This window comes from Pseudomonas guineae (assembly GCF_900113745.1).
Classification (GTDB): Bacteria; Pseudomonadota; Gammaproteobacteria; order Pseudomonadales; family Pseudomonadaceae; genus Aquipseudomonas; species Aquipseudomonas guineae.
In genome coordinates, this window is record NZ_FOQL01000002.1 from 465,009 (window position 1) to 489,319 (window position 24,311).

A 24,311-nucleotide genomic window follows, 5' to 3' on the forward strand; every position below is an offset into this window, starting at 1 on the left:
CGCTAACATGTGCTCATGGCGCTGCTGAACAATTTTGCGGCACCTGAGCACCAGCGTTTATGCTCAGCAGACAAGCCTTTTACAAAGAGTCTGCCATGCTGCAATTACGTCCCAACTGCGAACGCTGTGACCGTGATCTGCCGGCTGATTCAGCCAATGCTTTGATCTGCTCATTCGAGTGCACTTTTTGCCGAGAATGTGCCCAGCACACCCTGCAAGGCACCTGTCCGAACTGCGCGGGGGAGTTACTGCAGCGCCCACGTCGACCACTGGTCAAGTTATTGAAGCACCCCGCGTCGGCCGTCCGCGTCAATAAGCCTGACACCTAGTATTGCCGTATAAAGCAGCTACCTTGTGTGTACAGGAGGACTACATGATGGACGATGAAAACGATAAACCGCTGACGTTATGGGAAATGCTGCAGAGCGTGCTAAGTGCGGCGCTCGGGGTGCAGAGTGGCAAAAACCGCAGCCGTGATTTTTCCCGCGGCAAACCCAGTCACTTCATTATTCTCGGTGTTCTGTTCACTGCGACATTTGTGCTGGTGATCTTCGCTGTGGTCAAACTGGTACTGCATTTGGCAGGCGTTTAACTCACTGCAACAAGGGCTGGATGGAAAACCTGTAATCCTTCATCTGCGGTCGGTAGATCGCACTAAACTGGCGAAAATCCAGCGCATAACCTGGTGTTTTAAGACGGCGCATTAACCGCTTGGCTTGGTCTTTATCAAGCAGGGTAAACACCTGATCAACCCGGTCTTTGCCACCACGCTCAGCAAAATCCAGCCCCGCGTGGTAATCGTGCAGCATGACCAAGGCCCAGCCGCCCAAGGTGAAATGCCCGCCCACCAGAACACACAACTTGTCATCAATTCGGGCTTGTAACACTTCTTCTGAATTGTTCAGCGCCGAAAAAAAAATGTCTTTGCCTGGCTGCTTACTCATTTCCTGTGCGGCCTGCATCGCACCGAAGGCCATTTCATCATTGGCTGACCAGATCAGCTGCACATCAGGGTAGCGCTGCAGCATCAATTGCGCCTGCGTGTAAGCACGCTGCCGACTCCACTCACCATAGAGTAGCTGTTCCAGTTTAACCTCTGGATGCTCAAGCAAGGCTAGGTGCAACCCCTCCTCACGGAGGGTCGCAGCGGGTGTATCGCGTGTTCCAGTAAATCCAAGCAAGCTGCCTGCTCGACCATTGAGCTTTGCAATCAGCGCCTTGGCCATCCAATAACCCGCCTCTTCATCGTTTGCTACCAGGCTGCCTATCCAGTTTGGATAGCGCTGACGTGAGCCGCCGACAAACTGTTGCTGGTCGGCAGTCAATGTGCTGTTCAGCGAGAACAGTTTTGTTGGACTGTGCTCGAATAACCGCAGTATTTCAGGGGCTGTGCTGCGCTCATTGACGAAAAGTAGATAGTCCGGTTGCTTACCACTGGCTAATAGAGTGCCCAGTTGCTCCAGCAAATTTTGTTGATTGCGCTCGGCATAGATAATCTGCAACTGCATGCCTAAGTCGTCAGCTGCGGCCTGCATAAAGGCGCTGTACCCTACCCAGAATGGCTCATCAGAAAAGCCTGGATTCAGGAATAACACCGAAGCGGGTGCCTTATCCGCCACGCGCGAATTCTCTATAGCCGCAGGGGCTAATTGGCTGAAAACCAATAGACATAAAGCGCCAATAACAGCCAAAACGGACCTCAACACCAAGCACCTCCTAGATCGGGCGCGGAGTATATCGGTAAAGCTATGGCAATTAGCCACCCAGCCGACATACGTCGTGTGCAGCCAAGACGCTACGAGCGACAATGGCTACAATCGCCGGCTGTTTTGGCCTCTTATTAACCGGTGTCGTATGTCGTTTCTGGAAATTCTCGCGTCAGCCCTTGGGGTTTGGGCCGTATGGCTGACCGTACGGCAAAATCGCTGGTGCTGGCCGCTGGGTTTACTGATGGTGTTGATGTATGCGTGGATCTTCTATGACGGCAAGCTCTACTCAAACATGCTGTTGCAAGTCGTGTATGCCGCGTTGCAAGGCTACGGCTGGTGGCTGTGGACACGAGGCGGCAGCCACCATACCGGCGTGCAAGTCAGCCGGCTAAGCCAGCAGGGCATAGTGGCTAGCCTTACGATTGGCACCGGCGGTGCGCTTACTCTCGGTTACCTGATGGCCACTTTTACGGACGCCGCCGCGCCCTGGCAGGATGCGACGCTCAGTGCATTCAGTCTGGTGGCACAAGTATGGATGGCACAGAAGCGGGTCGAATGCTGGCCCTTGTGGATCGCACTGGACCTGCTATTTGTAGCCCTATTTGTGCAGCAAGGCCTATACCCGACGGCAGCGTTGTATGGTGTGTTTACCCTGCTGGCGGTCAGCGGTTGGCTGACTTGGCGACGTGATCGCACCCTGGCCTGCACATGAAAGTACTGGTACTTACCGGGCCGGAGTCCAGTGGTAAAAGCTGGTTAGCTGGGCAAATCCAAGCGACCTTTGGCGGGCAATTAGTTGGCGAGTATGTGCGCCACTTCATTGAGCGCGAGCAGCGAGATACCTGTTACGCCGATATCAGTACCATTGCGCAAGGCCAATTAACCTGGGAGGACCAAGCAAGAGCGGCGCGCCCAGACCTGTTGATTCTCGACACCCACTTGCTCAGCAATCTGCTCTGGAGCCACGCCCTGTTTGGCGACTGCCCCGCCTGGATCGAAAAAGCCCTACTGGAACGCGATTACCACCTGCACCTGCTGTTGGACCCGGTTGACGTACCTTGGCTAGACGATGGCCAACGCTGCCAGCCAGAATTGGTCCAACGGCAGGCGTTCTACCAGCAGTGTGAGGACTGGCTGCGCTTACACCAACAGCCGTTGCTGAGTGTTAAAGGCAACTGGGCGCAGCGACGCGAACAGACTTTGGCAACGGTCGCGCACTGGCTCAACTCAACGCAGCAATACGCTCGCCCAGGCCACTAGCAGGCTCAGGCACACGACAACCGTCAAGGGGCGGCGCAGGCTGGGGTACCACCGCGGAGCCAGCCCCAGCTTGACGGCCCTTAGGTCTGCTGCATACAAGCCGCCGAACGCCAGCAAACACAAAGGCAAGGCAAAACTGGTCGGCATGCCGCCACTGATCGCCAGCCAGCCCAATAAGGGCGGTATCACCGACAACCCCAACTGCACCTGTGCCGGCTCGCCCGCATTCTCTGCACGCATGGCCAGGCCCCAGTGAATAGCCCCCATAAACGCCAGAATCACTGCGGCATAATCCAGCAGTGCTGCCAGCACCACCACCCGCCAGCCTTCCGGGGTAATCCAAATCCCCAGAGCACCGCTTACGAATGGCACCAGACCGGCATAGCCGAGTAGTAACGCCAATTTAGGCGGATGCGGCGCATCAAATGGATGCATAGTTTGACTCCTGTTAAGCGATCCTGAATAAGCCGCACTTTAAGGTCATACGCAGCGCTGTAGAAGAGCATGCTCTCAATTATTCAGCGCTGGTGGCTTGCTTTTGCCCTGCAGCGTTAAAGACTCAATACCCAGCAAGGCTGAGTTGATTGGACCGCCCCTTTAGCCTCAGCGCTAGGACGCCAAAGCCATACGATCGACCATGCCAGCAGTCTCTATCCACTGAGGTGCAAGCCCCTAAAACGCTATCCAATTTTCGCGGGGCTCGGTTAACAATGAGTGAGCTGGTAACATTCACGCCCTGCTAAGCGTGCTGTTGGCCGCGTACATCTGAGAGAAACCCCGTGGAATTGTTCAAAGAGTTTATGTTTGAGGCCGCGCATCGCCTGCCTCACGTCCCCGAAGGCCACAAGTGCGGACGCCTGCATGGTCACTCCTTCAAGGTGGCGGTATATATCGAAGGTGAAGTCGATCCGTATACCGGCTGGATTCGTGATTTCTCCGAGATCAAGGCGATCTTTAAGCCGCTGTATGAGCAACTCGACCATAACTACCTGAACGACATTCCTGGCCTGGAAAACCCCACCAGTGAAGTCCTGGCCAAGTGGATCTGGCAACAACTGAAGCCGCTACTGCCTGAACTGTCGCGCATTCGCATCCATGAAACGTGTACCAGCGGCTGCGAATACCGCGGTGACTGATCAGCGCTTGCTAGCGCCTGTTATGGCGCTGGGCAAGCAACTCAACGGCATCTGTCGCACTGAATCGATCCAGGCTAAGCCCTCAGCGCCTAGCGCGACGGGTTAGAGGCCGAAGTCTGCCAAGGCGTCTAGGAACTGCGCTTCATCCATTACTCGCAGCCCTAACTCGCTGGCTTTCGCCAGTTTTGAGCCCGCGCCTGGTCCGGCTACTACGCAGCTGGTTTTCGCGGAGACCGAACCCGCTACCTTGGCCCCTAGGTTCTCCAGCTTTTCCTTGGCGACATCGCGGCTCATCATCTCCAAACTGCCGGTCAACACCCAGGTTTGGCCGGCCAATGGTAAGCCTGCAATGACTTTCTTCTCGCTATGCCAGTGCATGCCAAAGGCTTGCAGTTGAGCTTCAATGGCGCGCGCGCGCTCAGCATTGGCTACGTTGTCAAAGAACTCACGCACGGCCTTCGCTTGCTTCTCAGGTAGGGTTTGCCGCATGTCCAGCCAATCAGCCGCCAAGATGGCTTCCAAGTTGGCGAACTTGTCTGCCAGTTTTTGTGCACCGCCAGGCCCCACCGACGGGATATTCAGCTTATCGAGCATCGCCGCCAACGTGACGCTGGCGCTGAATTCGGCACTCAACTCGCCTTGCTCCTGCAATTGCAGGCCGCACTCGTCGCGACTCAACAAGGCCGCAATCACCTGCCGGTTATGGCTGTCGGCAAAGAAGCTATGAATCTCATGCGCCACCTCCAGGCCGATATCCGGCAGATAGGTCAGCACCTCAGGGAGGGCTTGCTGAACACGCTCCAGCGAAGCCAATACCCGCGCCAGAACCTTGGCCGTCTCTTCGCCCACATCAGGGATGCCAAGGGCGTATATAAAGCGCGCCAGGCTGGGCTGTTTGCTGTCTGCAATAGCCTGTAGCAGCTTGTTGCAGGAGACCTCGGCAAAGCCTTCCAGGTTGATAATTTGCTCGAACTTGAGCCGGTACAGATCGGCTGGTGAGGTGATCAGGCCCTCATCGACCAGTTGCTCGATGGTCTTGTCGCCAAGGCCTTCAATATCCATCGCGCGGCGTGAAACGAAATGAATGATCGCCTGTTTAAGCTGTGCTGCGCAGGTCAGGCGACCGACGCAACGGTACACCGAGCCTTCGCTGAAGGTTTCCTTGCCCTTGCTGCGTTTAACCAACTGGGTGCGTTCGACATGCGAGCCACAGACGGGGCAGCTCTCGGGGATCTGCACGGGCCTGGCATCCACAGGACGCCGCTCAAGCACTACCTGTACCACCTGTGGGATCACATCTCCGGCGCGGCGGATAGTCACCGTATCGCCAATCATCACGCCAAGGCGCACCACTTCATCCATATTGTGCAGCGTGGCATTGGATACGGTGACGCCGGCCACCTTGACGGGCTTCAAGCGCGCCACAGGGGTGACCGCGCCGGTACGACCGACCTGGAACTCCACATCCAGCAGCTCAGTCAACTCTTCCAAGGCCGGAAATTTGTGGGCAATCGCCCAGCGCGGCTCGCGGGCACGGAACCCCAGCTCGCGCTGATAGGCCAGGCTGTTGACCTTAAACACTACACCATCAATTTCATAGACCAGCGACTCACGCCGTTCGCCGATATCACGGTAATACGCCAGGCATTCATCTGCACCGTTGGCCAGCTTCAGCTCGCGACTGATCGGCATGCCCCACTGTTTCAACGCCTCAAGAATGCCAATATGCGTCGACGGCAACTCACCCTGCACCTGGCCAATGCCGTAACAGCAGAACTCCAAAGGGCGACTGGCGGTGATTTTTGAGTCCAGCTGACGCAGGCTTCCAGCAGCGGCGTTGCGCGGGTTGGCGAAGGTCTTGCCGCCCTGCTCTAGCTGCCGTGCATTAAGCGCAGCAAAGCCGGACTTGGACATAAAGACTTCACCACGCACCTCAAGCACGACTGGCCACCCTTCACCCTGCAGCTTTAGCGGCACGTTACGAATGGTGCGCACGTTGACGCTGATGTCCTCGCCTGTGCTGCCGTCACCGCGCGTTGCACCGCGTACCAGCAAACCATCGCGGTACAACAGGCTGACGGCCAGACCATCGAGCTTAGGCTCGCAGCTGTACTCGACCACAGCCGCGCCGCCAAACAGATCGCCTGCCGGCAGATCCAGACCCTCGCGCACCCGGCGCTCAAAATCCAACAGGTCGGTCTCTTCGAAGGCGTTGCCCAGGCTGAGCATCGGCACCTCATGCTTGATCTCGCCAAAAGCCGAAAGCGCCAGACTACCCACCCGCTGAGTAGGAGAGTCAGCGGTAACCAGCGCTGGATACAGAGTCTCCAGCGCTTTCAGTTCATGGAACAGGCGATCATATTCGGCGTCCGGAACACTCGGCTCATCGAGGACGTGGTAACGGTAGTTATGTTCATCCAGTTCGGCACGCAGTTGCAGAATGCGCGAGGCGGCAATCGAGGCGTCGGTCATTGCGGTGTTCTCTCAAACGAAAAGAGCAGCCTTGGCTGCTCTTTCTACTTCACAGGTTAATTCAGCGCTTGTTGGTCAGTTGCTTGCGCTCGTATTCAACAATGCGCTGACGATAATGCTCGATAGTTTGCGCCGTCATCACGCTACGTTGATCATCTTTTAGCTCGCCATTGAGTTCATGGGCTAACTTACGCGCGGATGCCACCATCACATCAAACGCCTGCTTGGGATGACGCGGACCGGGTAAGCCGAGGAAGAAACTCACCGCCCGGGTACTGAAACCTTCAATATCGTCGAGATCAAACGTGCCAGGTTTTAGTGCATTGGCCATGGAGAACAGCACTTCGCCATTACCGGCCATGCTCTCGTGGCGATGGAAAATATCCATCTCACCAAAGCGCAGGCCGCTCTCCAGAATATTCTGTAACAGTGCCGGGCCTTTGAAGCCTTCTTCATCCCGAGCGATCACATGGATCACCAGCACTTCCTCAACCGGCGGCAACTCCTTGGTACTTTGTTTGGCCTGGCTAGCAGGCTTAACTACGTCGCTATCCACTGGATTGAGAAGTGTCGGCACTGGTTCTTCCTGTCCCAGGTTAAGGTCACCCTGGTGAGGCTCACCCGTGCGACGGTTTAACTCTCTTGCGCTCAGCGACGGTAAGTCTTCTTCGTCAAACGCCGGTTCATGGTTACGATCAATAACCCGCGGCTGACTAAGCAGATTGGGGTCACTGTCATCATCCGGCAGGTTGGCAAAGCTGCGGTCAAGTTTGAACTTGAGTTTGCCCTTGCCACCGCGCATTCGCCGCCAGCCATCAAACAAGATGCCAGCAATCACAATAATGCCGATGACAATCAGCCACTCGCGCAGACCGAATTCCATGAAATACCTTAACCCCTAATAATAATGTGATGAAAAAGGCCATCCAGGGCCATTTTGCTAATTCTTTTGTGTCACGCCAAGCCCAGTTATGAAAGGCATTACCCTGCCTTTAACAGATAGCTTTATAACAATGCGCGTTAAGCTAGCACGACGAAAGACAACTTTACACCGCCCAGCGCCTCAGGACTCCACCAACGCCAGGGCTTCCTCTACATCCACTGCCACCAGACGCGAACACCCTGGCTCATGCATGGTTACGCCCATCAATTGATCGGCCATTTCCATGGCGATTTTATTGTGGGTGATATAGATGAACTGTACGGTTTCAGACATCTCTTTAACCAACCGTGCATAACGCCCGACGTTGGCATCATCCAGTGGCGCATCGACTTCGTCGAGCATGCAGAACGGGGCCGGGTTGAGTTTGAAGATGGCAAATACCAGCGCCAATGCGGTCAATGCTTTTTCACCACCGGACAACAAATGAATGGTGCTGTTCTTCTTGCCGGGCGGGCGCGCCATGATCGTTACCCCGGTATCCAGCAAGTCTTCACCTGTCAGCTGCAGGTAGGCGTTGCCACCGCCGAAGACCTTCGGGAATAACGCCTGCAAGCCCGCGTTGATTTGGTCGAAGGTTTCTTTGAAGCGGTTGCGGGTTTCCTTGTCGATCTTACGGATGACGTTTTCCAGGGTGTCCAGCGCCTCAACCAAGTCGGCGTTCTGTGCATCCAGGTAGCGTTTACGCTCCGACTGCTGCTGGTATTCGTCAATCGCCGCCAGGTTGATCGGGCCCAGACGCTGGATGCGCGCCGCCAGACGCTCCAGCTCATCTTCCCAGGCTTTTTCACTGGCCTCGGCCGGCAAGCTGGCGAGCACGCCATGCAGGTCGTAATTGTCTTCCAGCAACTGCTCCTGCAGCGCTTTACGGCGCACGGTGAGGGATTGCCAATCCATCCGCTGCTGTTCCAACTGGCCACGCAGCAACTGCGCCTGCTGCTCGGCCTGAGTGCGGCGCTTTTCCGCGTCACGCAGCTCACGATCGGTATCTTCCAGGGCCAGACGCGCCAGTTTGAGCTCATCCTCTACGGCCATGCGCTTGTCGAGCTGTTCTTCGAGCTTCATGCGCAGCTCTTCCAGCGGCGCGGCGCCTTCCTCCAGATTAAGGTCGAGTTGCTCGCGTTTCTCGTGCAGGCGCTCGGCCTGAAACTCAAGGCGCTGCAACGCTTGCTGGGTCGAATCATGCTGGGCTTGTAACGAGCCAAGGCGCACGGCCAGCTGGTGGGCGTGATCTTTGTGCTGGCGGGCCTCCTGGCGAACTCGGTCAAGGCGCTCACGCAAGCTGTCACGTCGCGCCAGCAAGCTTTCCCGCTCATCGTTGTCTGTGGCCATGGCATCCAGGGCATCCTGCAGATGCAGGCGTGACTCACCCAGTTGCTCATGTTCGATCTCGCGCTGTTCGGCTAGCTCCAGCAATTCGCTGTCCAAGCGATTGCGCCGAAGAACCAGTTGCTCGACCTTCGCTTGCCCGGCCGACAATTGCGCTTTCAGCTCGCCAAGACGACGTGCCTGATCTTGCGCTTGGCGACGCTGCAGCTCGCGCTGTTCTTCCTGGACGCGCTGATTTTCGCGTAATTGCTCTAGACGTTCATCGAGCAACGCCAGCGCAGCTTCCCGCTCACCACACTCCAAGTTCAGGCGTTGAATGTCCTGGCCACGGGCCAACACGCCACTTTCCGCTTCGCTGGCGCGACGCACCCGTAGAAAATGCCGACCCACCCAATAGCCGTCACGGCTGATCAGGCTTTCGCCCTCAGCCAGGCTCAATCGTGCCGCCAGCGCCTCATCCAGACTCTGCACCGGCTTGACCTGGCCCAGCCAGGGTGCCAGGTCGACACTGGTTTCAACCTTATCCAACAAACTGCCGGCAACCCGCTCAGCGTTGTTGCCCAGGCTGGCCAAGCGCAAATCGCCCTGGCTCAAGCCGGCGAAATCCAGGCTGTTAAAGTCATCCAGCAACACGGCCTGCAGGTCAGCCCCCAGCACGGTTTCCACCGCCAGCTCCCAACCCGCTTCAACGCGTAAGCCATCGGCTAAGCGCGGCCGTTCGCTCAGTTGCTGTTCGCGCAGCCAATCGCCAATGCCCTTGCCGGGATCGAGAGCGGCCTGCTGCAAGGCTTCTAACGAGGCCAGCCGACCACTTAACCGTTGCAGCTCACCTTGCGCCTGTTGCTGGCTATGCCCGCTTTGCTGCAAGTCATTGCGCAGTTGCAGCAAGCGTTCAGCCTGCTGCTCTTCTTCAATCTGCAGATCTTCCAGCCTAATCTCGCCTGCGGCGATCTGCTCGCCCAGTTCGATAATCGCGGCATCTTCCGGGTCGGCCGCCAATTGCTGCAGCTCATCGCTGAGACGGCGCTGACGCTCGGCAAGGCGCTCAAGGCTCTGCTCCAGCTGGGCAATCCGTGACTGCAGCACCTCGGCCTGACGACGCGGCTCGGCGCTGCGCTGGTTGAAACCGTCCCATTGTTCCTGCCAGCCATGCATGGCACTTTCGCAGTCTTCCAGCACGGCCGCAGACTCTTGCGCCGCTGCGGCAGTTAGCTCTTGCTCAGGCAGGAGCATGTGCAATTCTTCACCAAGGGTCACCAGCAAGGTGCGGTCATGCCCCATGTGCGACTCGGTTTCCAGGCGCGCGCGCTCAGCCTCGTTGAGATCGTCTTGCAGCTGACGCAAGCGCTGCTGGCCGTGCTGGATGCTTTGCTCGATCCGGGCAATATCGCCGCCAACCGAATAAAAACGCCCCTGCACCAGGTTAAAGCGCTCGCTCAGCTCGTGGTGACCATCGCGCAGTCGTTCGATGCTGGCGTCGGCATTACGTTGTTCGGCCACCAGTGCTTCGAAGCTAACTTCTTGGTTACTAATTGACGCCTCGCGGTTACCCACCTGCTCGTTCAACGCCTGCCAACGTAAAGCCGTGAGCTGCGCCTTAAGTTGACGCTCCTCGGCCTTGTACTCCTGATACTTCTCGGCGGACTGGGCCTGGCGATGCAGGCGGTCGAGCTGGCGCTCCAGCTCTTCACGCAGATCGGTCAGGCGTGCCAGGTTCTCGTGGGTACGGCGGATGCGGCTCTCGGTTTCGCGGCGGCGCTCCTTGTATTTGGAGATGCCGGCGGCTTCTTCGATAAAATTACGCAGGTCCTCTGGCTTGGCCTCGATCAGCTTGCTGATCATGCCTTGCTCGATGATCGAGTAACTGCGTGGGCCCAAACCGGTGCCGAGGAAGATGTCGGTAATGTCGCGCCGGCGGCATTTGATGCCGTTGAGAAAGTAGGTGTTCTGACTGTCGCGGGTCACTCGGCGGCGGATGGAAATCTCAGCATAGGCCGCGTACTCGCCGGTCAGGGTGCCGTCCGAGTTGTCGAAAATCAGCTCGATGGAGGCCTGAGTGACCGGCTTGCGCGTATTCGAGCCATTGAAGATGACGTCGGTCATCGACTCGCCACGCAGGTTCTTCGCGGAACTCTCGCCCATCACCCAGCGCACGGCGTCGATGATGTTCGATTTACCGCAACCATTGGGCCCAACCACTGCCGCCATATTGCTGGGGAAGCTGACCGTAGTCGGATCGACAAAGGATTTAAAACCGGCGAGTTTGATGCACTTGAGCCGCATGAGTCGCTTTCCTTAGGACTCGGCCAGTGCGGCCAGTACCAGCTGACAATTGTGCTCGCCGTAACCCAACAATACCTGCCTGATAGCCTGATGATCGCGGGCGATGATCGCCTGCAGCAAGCTCGCAAAGGTATTGAGGAACTGACTCATTTCGCCTCTACGCCGTTCCAGCGCTAGGTGATAAGTACGGCTGATGGCGGGCAGCAGGTTCTCTACGGTTTCCTGCAGGTAGGGATTGTTGGAGAACGGAAACGCAGCGCGCATGATATCGAAGCTGCCTTGCACAAAGCCGTTGATGTCCTCGCGCTGCATACTGATCTGCAGGCGCTGCTGAATCAGCAAAAACGGCGCCAAGTCGGCCTCAACCTGCCAGCTGTCAGCCACTGCATTGCCCAGCAGAATGTATAGCTCTGTAACTAGGGCATACAGGCTTTTGACGTTATGCGGCGTGAGCTCGGCCACCTGCGCCCCCCGGCGCGGCGGGATCACGATCAGATGGCGACGCTCAAGAATCAGCAGCGCCTCGCGCACTGAACCCCTACTGACATTCAGTGCCTGGGTGACTTTCTGCTCCTGAATCCGCTCACGCGCCTTCAGCTCACCACAAATGATGCGTTCTGCCAGGTGCTGGGCAATCTGCTCTGCGAGGCTATCCGGTGCCTTGAACGTCATGGTGATCCTTAGGCTCTATCTGACCTAATAGGGGCAAACAAGATTGGCTTAAATCAGCTTGAGCCCTCGCCAGGCTTGGCTTAGGCGCTGCAGCGCGGGGCGCGAGTGTACCACAGGGCATTGCGTTTCAAGGCTGCCTTAGCGCTGTTTTCAGCACAAATGATGGGATTGTCCAGACTAGCTTTTTCGAACTATTGTCCTACAATCAGACCAGCGCCTTTGCCTATCCATAAAACACGGAGCCACCATGTTCGAACGACTGCCCTCCAACTGGATGCTTGCCATCAAAAGCATCGGCTACTGGTTCTGGTTGATCTCTGTATTGGGTATACCCATGAGCTATTACGCCTCATTGCACAGTCAATACAGCAACGCATGGCCATGGGTAGTGGTCGTGGTGGTGTTTGGCGTGATCCCTGTGCTGGACTTTATTGTTGGCCGTGACCCGGCCAACCCTGATGAAGCGGTGCAGGTGCCACGAATGGAACAGCAGGGCTACTACCGCCTACTAAGCCTCGCCGCTGTCCCCGCTCTAATCGGCATGATGGCTTGGGCCGGCTGGGTATTTGTTAGCCATGACGCCTGGAGCTGGATCGGCCAGTTGGGCTGGGTGCTTTCTGTGGGTACGGTGACCGGCTCGATTGGCATCACCGTTGCCCATGAGCTAATCCATAAAGACCCATCACTTGAGCAGAACGCTGGTGGTTTGCTGCTCGCGGCAGTGTGTTATGGCGGGTTCAAAATCGAGCATGTGCGCGGCCACCATGTGCATGTCTCTACCCCAGAAGATGCCAGCTCCGCGCGCTATGGCCAGAGCCTGTATGCCTTTTTACCGCAGGCTTACAAGCACAACTTCCTCAACGCCTGGAAGCTCGAAGCCGAACGACTGAAACGTAAACATCTACCCACCCTGCACTGGCGCAACGAGTTGATTGGCTGGTACGCAGTCAGCGCGCTATTTCTAATCGCGTTCAGCCTGACTCTGGGTTGGCTGGGGGCACTGTTCTTTCTTGCCCAATCTGCAGTGGCGTTCACTCTATTGGAGATCGTCAACTACGTGGAGCATTACGGCTTGCACCGCCGCAAGCTGGAGAATGGCCGTTACGAGCGCACTAACCCAACGCATTCATGGAACAGCAACTACCTGCTCACCAACCTGTTTCTGTTCCATTTACAGCGTCACTCAGACCACCACGCTCATGCCAAACGCCGCTACCAAGTGCTGCGCCACTTCGATGACAGCCCGCAGTTGCCCAATGGATACGCCGGCATGGTGTTACTGGCACTATTCCCGCCGCTGTGGCGAGCAGTGATGGACCCACGCGTGCGTGCCTACTACGCTGGCGAAGAGCATCAGCTGAGTGATTCGCAACTGACGCATCCTTGATTCATTAACGCTGTAATGAATATGTGGCGGCGACCGGCAAGCAGCTTACTCACTCGATGACAGCTATTCAGGCATGGCCTAAATCATCGCTGTGAGGCAATAGCCTGTTCGACGGCCGCCAGCAGCGCCGGGTCATCTGGGGTGACGCTGCTCGGGAAACTAGCCACAACCTTGCCTTGGGCATCCACAACGTACTTGGAAAAATTCCAGCGTGGCGCTTGGCTTTGCGCCGCCAGTTCTTTGAACAGCGGCACCGCATTGGCACCACTGACGCGCTGGGTTTCGCTCATGGGAAAGGTCACACCGTAATTGACGTAGCAGACCTTAGCGGTCTCTTCGCTGCTGTCGGCCTCCTGGCGAAAATCATCGGAGGGCACGCCGAGCACCTGCAGCCCTTGGTCTTTGTACCGCTGATAAAGCGCTTCAAGACCTTTGAACTGTGGAGTAAAGCCGCAAAAGCTAGCGGTATTAACTACCACTAGAGGCTTACCAGCGAAGGTCGCACACAGATCGATGCGTTCCTGGCTGCGCAGCTTTTGCAACTCGCCTTGCAGCAGCTGCGGACATTCAGCGGCCTGCGCGCCATTAACCCAAGCGCTGAGCGTGACAATAAGAAGCAGTGAAAAACGCAACATAGAAGCCACCTTAAGTCAGTAGACAGAACTCGCATCACGCGCCTTAGCAGACACCCAAGCCCAGTTGTAAAAACGCCAAACCACTTTGCAGCCAACCCCACCAGGCTAAGCCCAGCAGCATCATCCCGGCCATTACCAGCGCAGTATTCAAGCCATACTCAGTGTTCATGCATTCGCCTCTTGTTGTTGCAAGCGCGCCACCGGCTGCTCACGCACTGGCCAGTTCAAGGCTGCGGCCAGCAGACTGAGAAGAATGGCGATCTGCCAAACCAGATCATAACTGCCAGTACGGTCATACAGATAGCCGCCCATCCAGCCACCGAGAAAAGCACCGAGTTGGTGGAACAAAAACACAATACCGCCGAGCATCGACAGGTTACGCACCCCGAACAGCGTGGCCACGGTGCCATTGGTCAGCGGCACCGTCGACAACCACAGCAGCCCCATAAACACACCAAAGGCATAGGCGCTCCAGACCGTCAGTGGGGTCATGATGAACGCCATAATCACCACCGCGCGGGCCAGATACAGGGCGCTGAGTAAGCGCGGTTTGGACATTCGCCCACCCAGCAAGCCGGCAATGTAAGTACCAAAGATATTAAACAGGCCCACCAGCGCTAGTACCGTAGTGCCGACCAGCGCCGGCAGGTGCTGATCGACCAGATAAGCCGGCAGATGTACGCCAATAAACACCACCTGAAAGCCGCACACAAAAAAACCTAACGCCAACAGCCAGAAACCTGAATGCCCGCAAGCCTCACGCAGCGCCTCGCCTAACGTTTGCTCCTGACCGGTATGCGGCAATGGCGCGTCCTTGAGCATTGCCGCCAGCGGAATGATCAAGGCAACCAGCAAACCCAACGCCATCAACGCCACAGACCAACCCAGCCAGCTGACTAAGCCCAGCGTGCCGGGCAACATAGCAAACTGGCCAAAGGAGCCGGCCGCAGCCGCGAGACCCATGGCCATGCTGCGTTTCTCCATCGGCACGGCGCGACCGACCGCACCGAGAATCACCGAGAACGAGGTGCCAGACAAACCCATACCAATCAGCAGGCCCGCGCTCAATGACAGGCTAATGGGCGAATCCGCCAGACCCATACAAACCAAACCAATGGCATACAGAATACCGCCCACTATCACCGTACTGCGGGCACCGAAACGGTCGGCCAATGCGCCGGTAAAGGGTTGGGTCAGCCCCCAGATAAGATTTTGCAGGGCGATGGCGAAGGCGAACACCTCGCGCCCCCAACCGAACTCGGCACTCATCGGCGGCAAGAACAGGCCAAAGCCATGACGGATGCCCAGCGACAATGCCAGAATCAGCGATGCGCCTAGCAGTATCCACATACTGCCGCGCCCGATTGTCTTCATGCTTACTCCCTTGCGATTGCCTCAGATGTATTGCGACCCATTAGATTGAGCCTTGGCTACGCTGCAGACAAGCCGACTATCGGCTAATCACGACCGGCGCTAACGAACAAAACCCTAGCCCGTACTCACGCTGATACAGGTTCTCGGCAGCATTAATGCTCAAGGACCGAAGCCCGAGCCTCTCATAGCGCCAAGGCCACCAGCACCGCACATTCGGCCAGTTCTAGCAGCGCCCCGGCGGTATCCCCTGTAGTACCGCCCAGGCGCTTGAGCATCACGCTGCGCAGCCAGAGGAAGACCACCCCGGCCACCAACAAGGCGAGCACCGCAGGCCAGCCCAGCAGCAACATGCCCAGGCCATGAGCAGCCAATATCCAAGGCAGTTGCTGACGCGGCAGATGCTCAGCCAACGCTTGGCCCAATCCGCCCGCACGTACATAGGACGTTGTGAGAAACAACAGTGGCAACAGCGCGCGCGCCAGCCACGGCACCAACAGCACCAGCAGCCCGTTGTCGTGCTCCAGCAAGGCCACCAGCGCGGCAAATTTGAGCAACAGCAGCAGAACCAGCACAACCACGGCAATCGGCCCGCTGGATGGGTCTTTCATAATGCTCAGGGTGCGCTCTTTATCACCAAAGCCGCCGACCCAGGCATCGGCGCTGTCGGCCAGACCATCGAGATGCAGACCTCCGCTGATGCCGACCCACAGCGCCAGCAATAGCGCCGCCTGCAGCAACACGTTTGCATCCGCCAGTAGGTGCTGAGCAGCGAGCAGCAACAGGCCGATCAACAGCCCCACCAGCGGATAGAACAGCAGTGAGCGGCCACTCTGCTCAGCTGTCGGCAGGCCGGCCAACGTCACCGGCAAGCGCGTGAGAAACTGCAGCGCAATCCACCAAGGCGTCATGCCAACTCCCGCAGTTCGCCTTGCTCATCCAAGCTCAGTTGAAAACGCTCGGCATGGCCCACCACCACCTGCAGCAGATCTTTGCGCGGCAAGCCCCGCGCCCGCGCTAGCAACAGGCGCACCACCCCGCCATGGGTAACCAGCAATAAACGCTCGCCAGCATGACGTACCTGCAAGCGCTGCAATGCGCTCAATACGCGTGCTTCAAACGCCAGCAGCGGCTCCCCCTCAGGCGGAGTGAAGGCATAGGGATCGCTCCAGAAGCGGCCCAATGCATCAGCGCTGGTTTGCATCAAGTCGGCGGTGCTGCAGCCTTCCCATGCGCCAAAATGCAGCTCTTGCAGGTCGGGTTCCAGGCTCAGCGGCACGCCCTGTTGCGCCGCCAGCTCTTCGGCAAACCGCGCGCAACGCTGCAAAGGCGAGCTGATCAGTCGATCCCAGCGACTGCCGTCGGCGATTGCCGTGCGCAGTTGCGCCCACCCTGTAGCGGTCAGCGCATCATCCAGACTGCCACGCAGACCGCCACCCAGTTCGGTTTCACCGTGCCGCAGTAACTCCAGATACACCGTCATAGCGGACGATCGGCTACTGCCGCCTCGGCAAAAGTGGCCATATCGTTGTGCAGGCTGCAGGCCAGTCGCAGCAGCGGCACGGCCAGGGCCGCCCCACTGCCCTCACCCAAGCGCAGGCCAAGATCGAGCAACGGCTCAGCCTGCAGCGCTTGCAGCACCCGCTGGTGGCCGGGCTCAGCCCCGCTATGTGCAAACAGCAGCCAATCACGGCAAGCCGGGTTCAGGCGAACGGCTAACAAGGCTGCGACGCTGCAGATAAAACCGTCCACCAGCGCAGTGATGCCCTGCTGCGCACAGGCGATATAAGCCCCCGTGAGGGCCGCAATCTCGAACCCGCCAAGGCGTTGCAGTATCTCAAAAGGCTCACTAATCGAGGAACGATGCAACGCCAGTGCAATTTCGATCACCTCGGCTTTACGCGCCACACCTGCACTGTCCAGGCCGGTACCCGGGCCGGCCAGCGCCAACGCTGAGCACTCCAGCAACACACAGGCCATGGCCGTGGCTGAGGTGGTGTTGCCGATGCCCATCTCGCCGCCGATAAACAGCTGGCTGCCTGCTTCTTGGGCCTGTTGCACGCTGGACCGCCCAACGTCCAAGGCAAGGCGTAACTGATCAGCGGTCATAGCCGAGGCATGCGCAAAATTCTCGGTACCTGGGCCAATCGGCAAATGGCGCACGCCAGCCAGCGGCTCCAGTGGCACGGCAATACCCAGGTCGATCACCTCAAGCGTCGCCCCCAGCTGCTTGGCTAACACGCTGATCGCCGCGCCACCGCTGACAAAGTTACGCAACATCTGCCCAGTAACGGCCTGGGGATAGGCCGACACACCTTCGGCAACCACACCGTGATCGCCGGCAAAAATACTGATCCACAACTGCTCAACCTGCGGGCGCTGGCTGCCCTGCATGGCTGCCAGGGCAATGGCCAATTGTTCCAGCTGTCCGAGCGAGCCCGCAGGCTTGGTCAGTTGCTGCTGGCGCGCTTGCGCCTGGCTGCGCGCAGTCATGTCCAGGGCCTGACAACCTTGCTGCCACCATTGCTCACTCATAGTGCTTGTCCTTTCAAAACCATCGGCAAACCCGCCACGCTAAACACCACCCGCTCGCAGCGCTCGGCCAAGGCCTGATGCAGCCAGCCCGCTTCGTCGACATAGCGACGGGTCAGCTCACCCAGTGGCACGACACCCATCCCCGTTTCATTACTAACGAAAATAATCCGCCCAGGCAGACCAGCCAGGCACTCAAGCAGCTCATCGCGCTCGACACTCAGACGCTCAGGGTCATCCAGCATTAATAGATTCGTCAGCCACAGGGTCAGGCAATCGACCAGTAAGCATTTATCTGCCCCCGCCTGTTCACGCAGCACCCGCGCCAGGTTCAGCGGCTCTTCCACCAATCCCCAGGCGGCTGGGCGGCGTTCGCGATGATGCTCAATACGTGCATTCATTTCGCCATCCAGCGCCTGACTGGTGGCGATGTAGGTCACCCCAAAGCCAGACTCGCGGGCCAGCTTCTCGGCCAAGCGACTCTTGCCAGAGCGGGCACCGCCCAAAATCAGTTCAAGCATGGATCACCTTTTTTTGAATAGTGCACCCTAACCGTTGGAGGGGCCGGGCGGCGATCCGCTTTAGCCGCGAAACGCTCGAAACCATCAAATTACGACACCTTTACAGCCCGCATAACTGGCGCAGCCGCTCGACATCCAGATGCGCCTCAACCAGATCGGCCAGGCGCTCGATATCACGCTCGCGCAAGGCGTGGTAGTCCACGTGTTGCACCTCGCGTAACCCAGCCCACCGCAACAGCGCGCTGCACGCTTCAGTGCGCTCAAACAACCCATGCAGATAGGTACCCAAGACCTGACCATCGGCGCTCATGCCGCCATCGGCGCGACCATCATCCAGGCGCACGGCCGCATTCAAGCCCGCACCGTTGCTGACCCCGGCATGAATTTCATAGCCGCTTACCGGCGCAGCTTCCAGGCACAGCTGACCGTGCACATTACGCAGCTGTTTTTCGGCTTCCAAGACCGTGCTGAAATCCAGCAAGCCCAGCCCTGCGCTCGATCCTGCGGCACCTTCCAGCCCCTGCGGATCGTCGATCTGCATACCGAGCATCTGTAAGCCGCCACAAATGCCGAGCAGCTTGCCGCCATAACGCAGGTGTTTGTTGATAGCCGCCGGCCAGCCCTGCTCACGCAGAAACGCCAGATCGGCGCGCACACTTTTCGAGCCGGGCAGGATGATAAGGTCGGCGGCGGGAATCGCCTGGCCGGGGCCGACAAAGGTCAGTTCAACCTGAGGATGCAGGCGCAACGGGTCGAAATCGGTGTGGTTGCTGATGCGCGGCAACACCGGTATCACCACTTTGAGCACCTCGGCCGCCTTGGCGCTCTGGCGAATATCGATAGCGTCTTCGGCTTCCAGGTGGAAATCCATCAGGTAGGGCAATACCCCAAGTACCGGCTTACCGGTGCGCTGCTCCAACCAGTCCAGGCCCGGTTGCAACAACGCGATATCACCGCGAAAGCGATTAATCACGAACCCCTGCACTCGTGCCTGCTCGCTCTCCGAGAGCAATGCCAGGGTGCCAACCAGATGGGCAAATACCCCGCCCTTGTCGATATCGGCAATCAGGATCACCGGGCAATCCACCGCCTCGGCAAAGCCCATATTGGCAATATCACCGGCGCGCAGGTTGATCTCGGCCGGCGAGCCGGCGCCCTCCACCATCACCACCGGATAAGCGGCGCTCAAGCGTTGGTGTGACTGCAGCACCGCCTGCATTGCCACCTTTTTGTAATCGTGATAAGCCACGGCATCCATGCTGCTCAGGGCGCGACCGTGAATAATCACCTGCGCACCGATGTCGCTATTGGGCTTGAGCAGCACCGGGTTCATATCGGTATGCGGCGTCAGACCAGCCGCCTGGGCCTGCACGGCTTGAGCGCGGCCGATTTCACCACCGTCAGCGGTCACCGCACTGTTCAGCGCCATGTTCTGCGGCTTAAACGGCACCACCGCCACGCCCTGGCGTTTAAGCCAGCGGCACAGCGCGGTCACCAGGGTGCTCTTGCCCGCATCGGAGGTGGTGCCCTGCACCATCAAAGTTGTAATGTGCGTTCTCCAGTAAAGGCGGCAAGTGCCTGCTGCAGACGCTGCCAACCAGATTCATCAGGCGGCAGGCCAAAGCGCAGGCTGAGCGGACTGGTAAACAGGCGCGTGAGAATGCCGCGGGCGGCGAGAAACGCATGCCACTCGGGCGCCTGCGGCGTGCAGCAAAACTGAAACAGCGCGCAGCCGGCGGTTGGTGCCAGCCCTTGAGCGCTGAGCAGTGTGGCCAGCCGCTCGCCATCGGCGAGCAAACGCTCACGTTGCTGGCGCTGCGCGGCTTGATCTTGCAGCAGCGCAGTTGCCACCACCCTACTCGGCCCACTGATCGTCCAAGGCCCGAGCAGTTCAGCCAACTGCTGCAATACGCTTGGCTGGGCGAGCACAAAGCCCAGGCGAATCCCCGCCAGGCCAAAAAACTTGCCGAATGAGCGCAGCACGATCAGCCCCGGACGCTGGCTAAAAGCCGCAAGGCTGTATGCGGGAGTGCAATCAATAAAAGCCTCATCGACCACCAGCCAACCGCCACGCTCGGCTAAACGCGCCTGCCAGTCCAGCAGTTGCTGAGGTTCGAAACGGCGACCCGTGGGGTTATTTGGATTGACCAACAGCAACACATCCAGGCGGGCCAGCGCGCCCTCGATAGCGCCCTCGCTGATTTCCAGCAGCTGATGCCCTTCACGCTGCCAGGCCGCAGCGTGCTCGGCGTAGGCCGGCGAAACAATGCCGACCGTGGCATTGCGTAGCAGCCGCGGCAGCGCCTGAATCGCGGCCTGGGAACCCGCCACCGGCAGCAGGTTGCTCACGCCGTAGTAATCACGGGCCGCAATCTCCAGTTCGTCCTGCGGCTCGGGTAAGCGCGCCCAGGCGCTGACAGGAATCGACGGCAGCGGCCAAGCATAGGGCGCGATGCCGGTGGACAGGTCCAGCCAATCCGCCAGAGCAATACCATAGCGCTTTGAGGCCTCACGCAAACGGCCGCCATGCTCAAGCATAAATAGCCCCCCACACCAGCAGCAGCGCCAGCCATAGCAACACACCGCCATTGACCAGGTTAAGGGCGCGTTCGATATCACGCGACTTGGGCGCTGGGCCTGCGCCCAAGTCAGGGCGCACATGCAGCTCGCCGTGATATTCCGCCGCGCCACCCAGGCTGACACCCAGCGCCCCGGCCCCGGCCGCCATCACCGGACCGGCATTCGGGCTGTCCCACTGCGGCGCTTGGGTGCGCCAGCAGCGCAGCGCTAAAGCGGTACGCCCGAGCAACGCATAGGTCAACGCGACCAGACGCGCCGGCAGGTAATTGAGCCCATCGTCGATCTTCGCCGCGGCCCAGCCGAAACGCTCGAAACGCTCGTTGCGATAGCCCCACATAGCGTCCAGGGTATTGCTCAGGCGATACAGCACCACACCCGGCGCGCCGGCAATCACAAACCAGAACAGCGCGGCGAATACCGCGTCGCTGCCATTTTCCAGCACCGATTCGGTGCCCGCGCGGGCTACGCCAGTTGCATCCAGCGCGGAGGTATTACGACTCACCATATAACCAACGCGCTCACGCGCCAGGCGCAGATCACCAAGGCGCAGCGCCTGCGCCACTGGCCGGGCATGCTCGCCCAGACTTTTCAGGCCCAGCGCGACGTACAGCGCAATAATCTCCAGCGCCCAACCGATACCGCTGATCTGACTCAGCAGCCAAGCCAGCAGAGTCAGCGGCAACACCGCCAGGCACCAGGCGCTGACGCCGTGACTGCGCCAACCACCCCCAGCAGGGTTAAAGCGTTGTTCGATGCGCTCAGCCAAGCGGCCAAAAGCTACCAGCGGATGCCAGCCCTTCGATTCGCCAAAAACCGCGTCCAGGGCGACCCCCGCGCAGGTGCTAAGCACCACGCTCATGGCGTGCCCCAGTGGTTCTCAAACAACAGCTCATTCAGCGGCCGCGGCGTCGCCCAACCTTGCTGAGCCAGCATCGGTGCGTCATAGAACGCGTCTACCGGGCCCAGGCACAACACTGCCAGCGGCTTACTGCCCGCTGGCATACCAAGCAGATCGGCCAGAGCTTGGGGTTCGAATAGCGAGACCCAGCCCATGCCTAAACCTTCAGCGCGCGCAGCCAGCCAAAGATTCTGGATCGCGCAGGCCAAGGAGGTCTGGTCCATTTCGGGCAAGGTGCGACGACCAAATACGTGGGCCTCGCGGCCGTCCATCAGCGCCACCACCAGCAGCTCCGCACAGTCGCGAATACCCTCGACCTTGAGCCGCATAAACTCATCGCTGCGCTCGCCCAATGCGTCGGCCGTGCGCACCCGCTCCTCTTCTACCAGGCCGTGAATCGATTCACGTAGCACCGGCAGGGTGATGCGGATAAACCGCCAGGGCTGCATTAAGCCGACGCTGGGCGCCTGGTGCGCGGCCTCGAGCAAACGCGCGAGCAGCTCAGGGGCCACTTCACCGCCGCTGAAATGGCGCATATCACGGCGCTCGGCAATGGCGCGGTAGACAGCTGCGCGTTCCTCTGGGCTGAAGGCGTGCTCACTCATGCTGGCGCTCCAGGACTAAACAATGCTGCCGCTGCAGCCGGGTCGGACGGCAGATAGAAGTGGATATAGGACGCCGTCAGCCGGCCCTGACGATAGACCGCCTCGGCGGTGCGTTTGTAGTTAGGGCACTCGCCGCGGGTTAGCGGTTGCAGCTCGCTGGTCAACGCCGAGTAGTGGAAGCTGTGCCCGCGCAGCAGGCCTTCCGGCAGATAGGTTTGCTGCAAGGCCATGGCGGTCATGCGTGGTTGCAGCGTCGCCTCACCACTTAACAAACCGAGCATCTGCCCGCTCGCGCCCTGTTTGTCGGTCAGTTTGTCGAGCAGGTAAAGCATGCCGCCGCACTCGGCGTGGATCGGCTTACCGGCCGCATGGTGTGCGCGAATGGCTTGGGCTATCGCCTGGTTGGCCTCAAGCCGCTGCAGATGCAATTCCGGGTAACCGCCGGGCAGATAGAGGCTGTCGACCTCAGGCAACTGCGCATCCGTCAGCGGCGAGAAGAACTTAAGCTCGGCACCCAGTTCGCGCAAAAGATCGAGGTTGGCCTGGTAGAGAAAGGCAAAGGCGCTGTCACGCGCCACACCAATCCTCACGCCCTTGAGCAAGGGCGCAGGTCTTGCCGGCTCGGGTGCGGCGAAACTGACAGGCGGCGGCAGCTCGGTATCGGCACTCGCCGCCAAGGCATCGGCGGCGGCGTCCAGGCGTGCATCCAAATCGAGTAATTCGCCCGCCTGCACCAAGCCCAGATGCCGGCTCGGCAAACCGACTTCGGCGCTGCGCGGCAATGCACCGTACCAACGGATCGAGGCCGGCAGCGCATCGCGCAGAATTTCGCCGTGCCGCGTACTGCCGACACGGTTGCCGAGCACGCCGGAGAACGGCAGATCAGGCTGGAAGGTTGCCAGGCCATGGGCCATGGCGCCAAAGGTCTGCGCCATGGCTGAGCCATCGATCACCGCCAGCACCGGTACGCCGAAGTGCCGCGCCAGGTCGGCCGCCGACGGCGTGCCATCGAACAAGCCCATCACCCCTTCGATCAGAATCAGATCGGCCTCACCCGCCGCTTCCCAGAGCAACCGACGGCTCTCCGCTGCACCGACCATCCACAGGTCGAGCTGATACACCGGCGCGCTACTGGCGCGAGCCAGGATCATCGGGTCGAGAAAATCCGGGCCGCACTTGAACACCCGCACGCGTTTGCCTTGACGTGTATGCAGGCGCGCCAAGGCTGCAGTCACCGTGGTCTTACCCTGGCCAGAGGCCGGCGCGGCGATCAAGAGTGCCGGGCACTGACGGGCGCTGGAGTCGCTCATTAAAACTCCACTCCCTTCTGGGCCTTCACGCCAGCTTTGAACGCATGCTTGACCAGGCTCATCTCGGTGACGGTATCCGCCGCCTCAATCATCCCCGGCAGTGCGCCACGCCCAGTCACCACCACATGCTGTAACAACGGCCGCGCTTCGATATCAGCGAGCACCGCGTCGAGTTCCAGGTAGCCGTATTTCAGCGCGATATTCAGTTCATCCAGCACCACCAGGCCAACCGCTGGGTCATTTAGCAGCTGCGCCGCCACCGCCCAGGCCTCGCAAGCCTTGTCGATATCACGCTGGCGATCCTGGGTCTCCCAGGTAAAGCCCTCACCCATCACGTGGTAGCTGACTTCCTCGGGAAAACGCCGAAAGAACGCCTCTTCACCGGTGCTGGCCGCACCCTTGATAAATTGCACCACGCCAACTTTGAGGCCGTGGCCCAAGGCGCGCGCGACCATGCCAAAGGCGCTGCTGCTCTTACCTTTGCCGTTGCCGCTGTGCACCAACAGCAGGCCGTATTCATCCTGAGCCTGGGCAATCTTTTCATCGATCAGAGCTTTTTTGCGGGCCATGCGCGCCTGGTGTCGGGCATCACGCTCAATCGATTCTGTCATCACTCACACTCGCTGAAAATCGGACAGCCAGACAACATCCGCTGGCTCAACGGCAGGCAA

The 24,311-nt window shown here is 59.2% G+C and carries 25 protein-coding genes; 6 read left to right on the top strand and 19 right to left on the bottom strand.

The features are described from left to right. Positions 1–95: 95 nt before the first annotated feature. Together BMZ32_RS10880 and BMZ32_RS10885 are read left to right on the top strand one after the other, a co-directional pair. Complete coding sequence (locus BMZ32_RS10880; RefSeq protein ID WP_090241986.1) at positions 96–329, top strand: DUF1272 domain-containing protein; 234 nt, start codon at positions 96–98, stop codon at positions 327–329. Between the two features lie 44 nt (positions 330–373). Continuing rightward, a complete protein-coding gene (locus tag BMZ32_RS10885) occupies positions 374–592 on the top strand; it encodes a DUF2970 domain-containing protein (protein ID WP_090241987.1) in 219 nt (72 codons plus the stop codon). A 1-nt stretch (position 593) separates the two neighbouring features. Here BMZ32_RS10885 and BMZ32_RS10890 read toward each other — a convergent pair whose 3' ends face one another. Then, complete coding sequence (locus tag BMZ32_RS10890) at positions 594–1,691, bottom strand: ABC transporter substrate-binding protein (RefSeq protein WP_244153957.1); 1,098 nt, start codon at positions 1,689–1,691, stop codon at positions 594–596. Positions 1,692–1,854: 163 nt separating this feature from the next. Here BMZ32_RS10890 and pnuC point away from each other — a divergent pair, with 163 nt between their 5' ends. Next, positions 1,855–2,421, top strand: coding sequence for a nicotinamide riboside transporter PnuC (gene pnuC / locus BMZ32_RS10895; protein ID WP_090241988.1), 567 nt, complete (start codon positions 1,855–1,857; stop codon positions 2,419–2,421). Continuing rightward, positions 2,418–2,969, top strand: coding sequence for an AAA family ATPase (locus tag BMZ32_RS10900; RefSeq protein ID WP_090241989.1), 552 nt, complete (start codon positions 2,418–2,420; stop codon positions 2,967–2,969). The genes pnuC and BMZ32_RS10900 overlap by 4 nt, the downstream gene beginning before the upstream one ends. On the opposite strand, the gene BMZ32_RS10905 is transcribed toward BMZ32_RS10900, so the two are convergent. Then, positions 2,937–3,404 carry a DUF3429 domain-containing protein gene (locus BMZ32_RS10905; protein WP_090241990.1) on the bottom strand — a complete coding sequence of 156 codons (468 nt, stop codon included), beginning with the start codon at positions 3,402–3,404 and terminating at the stop codon, positions 2,937–2,939. The two genes, BMZ32_RS10900 and BMZ32_RS10905, sit on opposite strands and share 33 nt — an antisense overlap. A gap of 344 nt (positions 3,405–3,748) precedes the next feature. On the opposite strand from BMZ32_RS10905, the gene queD reads away from it, so the two are divergent. Further along, positions 3,749–4,105 carry a 6-carboxytetrahydropterin synthase QueD gene (gene queD / locus BMZ32_RS10910; RefSeq protein ID WP_090241991.1) on the top strand — a complete coding sequence of 119 codons (357 nt, stop codon included), beginning with the start codon at positions 3,749–3,751 and terminating at the stop codon, positions 4,103–4,105. A gap of 102 nt (positions 4,106–4,207) precedes the next feature. Here the strand turns inward: queD and ligA are convergent, their stop codons facing one another. The 4 genes from ligA to BMZ32_RS10930 form a co-directional block, all read right to left on the bottom strand. After that, positions 4,208–6,577, bottom strand: a complete 2,370-nt coding sequence (gene ligA / locus BMZ32_RS10915; RefSeq protein ID WP_090241992.1) for an NAD-dependent DNA ligase LigA — start codon at positions 6,575–6,577, stop codon at positions 4,208–4,210. A 61-nt stretch (positions 6,578–6,638) separates the two neighbouring features. Further along, positions 6,639–7,460: a cell division protein ZipA gene (zipA, locus tag BMZ32_RS10920; protein WP_090241993.1), complete on the bottom strand. Its 822-nt coding sequence runs from the start codon at positions 7,458–7,460 to the stop codon at positions 6,639–6,641. 180 nt (positions 7,461–7,640) lie between these two features. Beyond that, positions 7,641–11,129, bottom strand: a complete 3,489-nt coding sequence (gene smc / locus BMZ32_RS10925) for a chromosome segregation protein SMC (protein ID WP_090241994.1) — start codon at positions 11,127–11,129, stop codon at positions 7,641–7,643. Between the two features lie 12 nt (positions 11,130–11,141). Then, the gene (locus BMZ32_RS10930; protein ID WP_090241995.1) at positions 11,142–11,801 is read right to left on the bottom strand and encodes a GntR family transcriptional regulator; all 660 of its coding nucleotides are present in this window, start codon (positions 11,799–11,801) and stop codon (positions 11,142–11,144) included. 247 nt (positions 11,802–12,048) lie between these two features. On the opposite strand from BMZ32_RS10930, the gene BMZ32_RS10935 reads away from it, so the two are divergent. Continuing rightward, positions 12,049–13,188, top strand: a complete 1,140-nt coding sequence (locus BMZ32_RS10935) for an alkane 1-monooxygenase (RefSeq protein WP_090241996.1) — start codon at positions 12,049–12,051, stop codon at positions 13,186–13,188. Between the two features lie 83 nt (positions 13,189–13,271). Here the strand turns inward: BMZ32_RS10935 and BMZ32_RS10940 are convergent, their stop codons facing one another. The 13 genes from BMZ32_RS10940 to cobO all read right to left on the bottom strand — a co-directional run bounded on the left by BMZ32_RS10940 (position 13,272) and on the right by cobO (position 24,251). Then, entirely contained in the window at positions 13,272–13,823 is a 552-nt protein-coding gene (locus BMZ32_RS10940) for a glutathione peroxidase (protein WP_090241997.1), read from the bottom strand. Positions 13,824–13,866: 43 nt separating this feature from the next. Beyond that, positions 13,867–13,992 carry a hypothetical protein gene (locus tag BMZ32_RS19640; protein ID WP_279626727.1) on the bottom strand — a complete coding sequence of 42 codons (126 nt, stop codon included), beginning with the start codon at positions 13,990–13,992 and terminating at the stop codon, positions 13,867–13,869. Next, entirely contained in the window at positions 13,989–15,197 is a 1,209-nt protein-coding gene (locus BMZ32_RS10945) for an MFS transporter (protein ID WP_090241998.1), read from the bottom strand. The genes BMZ32_RS19640 and BMZ32_RS10945 overlap by 4 nt, the downstream gene beginning before the upstream one ends. A 182-nt stretch (positions 15,198–15,379) precedes the next feature. Continuing rightward, complete coding sequence (locus BMZ32_RS10950; RefSeq protein ID WP_090241999.1) at positions 15,380–16,105, bottom strand: adenosylcobinamide-GDP ribazoletransferase; 726 nt, start codon at positions 16,103–16,105, stop codon at positions 15,380–15,382. Further along, positions 16,102–16,677: an alpha-ribazole phosphatase family protein gene (gene cobC, locus BMZ32_RS10955; RefSeq protein WP_090242000.1), complete on the bottom strand. Its 576-nt coding sequence runs from the start codon at positions 16,675–16,677 to the stop codon at positions 16,102–16,104. Before cobC ends, BMZ32_RS10950 begins: the two co-directional genes overlap by 4 nt. Continuing rightward, the gene (cobT, locus tag BMZ32_RS10960) at positions 16,674–17,729 is read right to left on the bottom strand and encodes a nicotinate-nucleotide--dimethylbenzimidazole phosphoribosyltransferase (RefSeq protein ID WP_090242001.1); all 1,056 of its coding nucleotides are present in this window, start codon (positions 17,727–17,729) and stop codon (positions 16,674–16,676) included. The genes cobC and cobT overlap by 4 nt, the downstream gene beginning before the upstream one ends. Beyond that, on the bottom strand, positions 17,726–18,247 hold the full coding sequence (gene cobU, locus BMZ32_RS10965; protein ID WP_090242002.1) for a bifunctional adenosylcobinamide kinase/adenosylcobinamide-phosphate guanylyltransferase: 522 nt from the start codon (positions 18,245–18,247) through the stop codon (positions 17,726–17,728). The genes cobT and cobU overlap by 4 nt, the downstream gene beginning before the upstream one ends. Before the next feature lie 100 nt (positions 18,248–18,347). Next, positions 18,348–19,784, bottom strand: a complete 1,437-nt coding sequence (locus BMZ32_RS10970; protein ID WP_167376749.1) for a cobyric acid synthase — start codon at positions 19,782–19,784, stop codon at positions 18,348–18,350. Continuing rightward, positions 19,784–20,785: a threonine-phosphate decarboxylase CobD gene (cobD, locus tag BMZ32_RS10975; RefSeq protein ID WP_090242003.1), complete on the bottom strand. Its 1,002-nt coding sequence runs from the start codon at positions 20,783–20,785 to the stop codon at positions 19,784–19,786. The genes BMZ32_RS10970 and cobD overlap by 1 nt, the downstream gene beginning before the upstream one ends. Next, entirely contained in the window at positions 20,778–21,686 is a 909-nt protein-coding gene (cbiB, locus tag BMZ32_RS10980; protein WP_090242004.1) for an adenosylcobinamide-phosphate synthase CbiB, read from the bottom strand. Before cbiB ends, cobD begins: the two co-directional genes overlap by 8 nt. Next, positions 21,683–22,330: a 5,6-dimethylbenzimidazole synthase gene (gene bluB / locus BMZ32_RS10985; protein ID WP_090242005.1), complete on the bottom strand. Its 648-nt coding sequence runs from the start codon at positions 22,328–22,330 to the stop codon at positions 21,683–21,685. Before bluB ends, cbiB begins: the two co-directional genes overlap by 4 nt. Then, positions 22,327–23,640, bottom strand: a complete 1,314-nt coding sequence (locus tag BMZ32_RS10990; RefSeq protein WP_090242006.1) for a cobyrinic acid a,c-diamide synthase CobB — start codon at positions 23,638–23,640, stop codon at positions 22,327–22,329. The genes bluB and BMZ32_RS10990 overlap by 4 nt, the downstream gene beginning before the upstream one ends. After that, complete coding sequence (gene cobO / locus BMZ32_RS10995; RefSeq protein ID WP_090242007.1) at positions 23,640–24,251, bottom strand: cob(I)yrinic acid a,c-diamide adenosyltransferase; 612 nt, start codon at positions 24,249–24,251, stop codon at positions 23,640–23,642. The genes BMZ32_RS10990 and cobO overlap by 1 nt, the downstream gene beginning before the upstream one ends. Between the last annotated feature and the right edge of the window lie 60 nt (positions 24,252–24,311).